Origin of the sequence: Borreliella lanei (genome assembly GCF_014205895.1) — a bacterium.
GTDB lineage: Bacteria > Spirochaetota > Spirochaetia > Borreliales > Borreliaceae > Borreliella > Borreliella lanei.
Genome location: NZ_JACHFC010000017.1, coordinates 1 through 1,871, shown reverse-complemented (window position 1 = coordinate 1,871; position 1,871 = coordinate 1). Strand labels below are relative to the sequence as shown.

At 31.6% G+C, this 1,871-nt stretch carries 2 protein-coding genes and 1 pseudogene; all 3 read left to right on the top strand.

Annotated elements, in window-relative coordinates:
* Positions 1-271 (top strand): DUF759 family protein (locus HNQ06_RS05545; protein ID WP_184108006.1); only part of this gene is annotated, 271 nt, incomplete at its 5' end.
* A gap of 21 nt (positions 272-292) precedes the next feature.
* Positions 293-943: a DUF792 family protein gene (locus HNQ06_RS05540; RefSeq protein WP_184108004.1), complete on the top strand. Its 651-nt coding sequence runs from the start codon at positions 293-295 to the stop codon at positions 941-943.
* 3 nt (positions 944-946) lie between these two features.
* Positions 947-1,871 (top strand): annotated as a pseudogene (locus HNQ06_RS05535) (DUF693 family protein); the annotation flags it as partial.

The window sequence follows — 1,871 nt, the reverse complement described above, 5'->3', positions numbered from 1 at the left end:
TTTGGCCTCAGCTGAGCAAACTCTTTCAGATATGACCACTACTGTTTTAGAGCCATTGCTTAAATTCATTAAAATGCTCACTAATTACTTTAACGGCTTTACATTTCAAACACACGTTGTTGAACCTTTTTTTAAAGGACTAAAAAGTCTTTTTGCCACGTTGCCAGTGGTTGGTAAATTTTTTAGAGACAAGTCCGAAACTGCCCCTAATCCACCTAAATCTAAACCAGAAAATAATCAAAATCAAGATAATACTAACAACACACCATAATTTTTACAAAGGGTAATACTTATGAAAATTGACAAAAAAATTGCTAACAATGCAAAAATCAAAATAGATATTAATAATGAAAATACTAACGATAATGATATTGAAAATAAGAAAAAAATCATGGAGATTACTCAAATAATAAGAGATGTAATAACCCAAATATTTGCTCTTTTTGGAGCAGATAATTTTTTGGTACTATTTCCTAGAATGGATCTAAAAGGTTTTGGATATGTTCCTCAATTGTTTTTTATAAAACCAAAAACTGAACTTATAACGCGAACTTACAATACTAGTTGCTCTAAAAGACCGATTATCAACTATTATAATAGAAAAGCAGAATATGTAAGCTACAATCCCGTAATGACTGGTGAACATATCTCATTAAGCGGGGGAGTACTTACATCCTTATATAAGGAAATGCTTTCTCCACTCAAAATGACTGCTTTTGGCAATTCTATGCTACGCTTTGACGCTCATCTGGTAAAAGAACAACTAGCAAACAGACTGCAAGCTCAAGTTCCTTTTAGTGTATATAGTCTAACTTTTGGCCTTAAAGAGTTGGCCATAATTACAAGTCTTTCTTTTAAAGATACTCCTTGGATTGATGAAGTTGAAGTTAGTCTATCAATAGAAATAGTAAAAACATTTGCATTGGAAAAATATAAAGGATAAAAAATGCTGCTACTACAATATGATTTTAAAATTGAGTTCTACAATACAGATAAATCAAAAAAATCAATTGATGGAATTCCTTTTGCTGAAGAAATTCCTAAAATTATAATCAATACACAAGATGGAATTCATATTGATATTTCCATATCTAACGTGTATTCAAATATTCATACTATAAGCTCCAAACAAGCAAAAGTCGTACTTTGGAACTTACCCTTAGACTTCACCGACCATATTAAATTCGGAGATATAGTAAAAATACATTATAAGAAATTTGCTCATGAAAAAAATTTTGATTTCATAATGGCGGGAACTTTAGGGCCTCCAATGAGCACTGATTATCCTGGCGGAGATTTTAGTGTAGAGCTTGATATTCGTTTATTAACTAAAAGCAACTTCTTCAATCGCAAATTAGAGAACAAAAACTTCAAAGGCAAGACGGTGCAAGAAGCAATAGAATCTGTATTTCCCAATCGCAATATCCTTAATATGGATGAAAAAGATCGTCTTAAAATCATTGACAAAGATATTTATGCCTCAACGCCAAAAGAGTTTATTGACAAAATAAAAGGGAAATATGTTCATAACGTAATAGCCGATATTGGTACTGGCTTAAGGGGATATGAATGCTATCTGATATTTACTAATTATAAAAAAGGGGGAAAAATGTTCACTACGAGGCATTAGAAAATTATGGACTTGAATTTTTTCCACAGCAAGAAATTACTTTGGGCACTACACTCAAAATAAATCTTATATTTTAGCACGCTAAAACATTTTACACACACAAGTTAAATGTTGGCGATAAAGTTTCCTTTATTGATGGACTAGGGAAAATTATAAAAACCACCATAAAAGAAACAAGCGCAACGCTTAGCAACACAGGAGAGTGTTCATTGATACTTAAGTTAGAGGATGATTCTAACAA

Excerpts from the sequence above, each read along its gene's own strand:
- HNQ06_RS05540 (WP_184108004.1), top strand. The coding sequence starts at position 293 with ATGAAAATTGACAAAAAAATTGCTAACAATGCAAAAATCAAAATAGAT.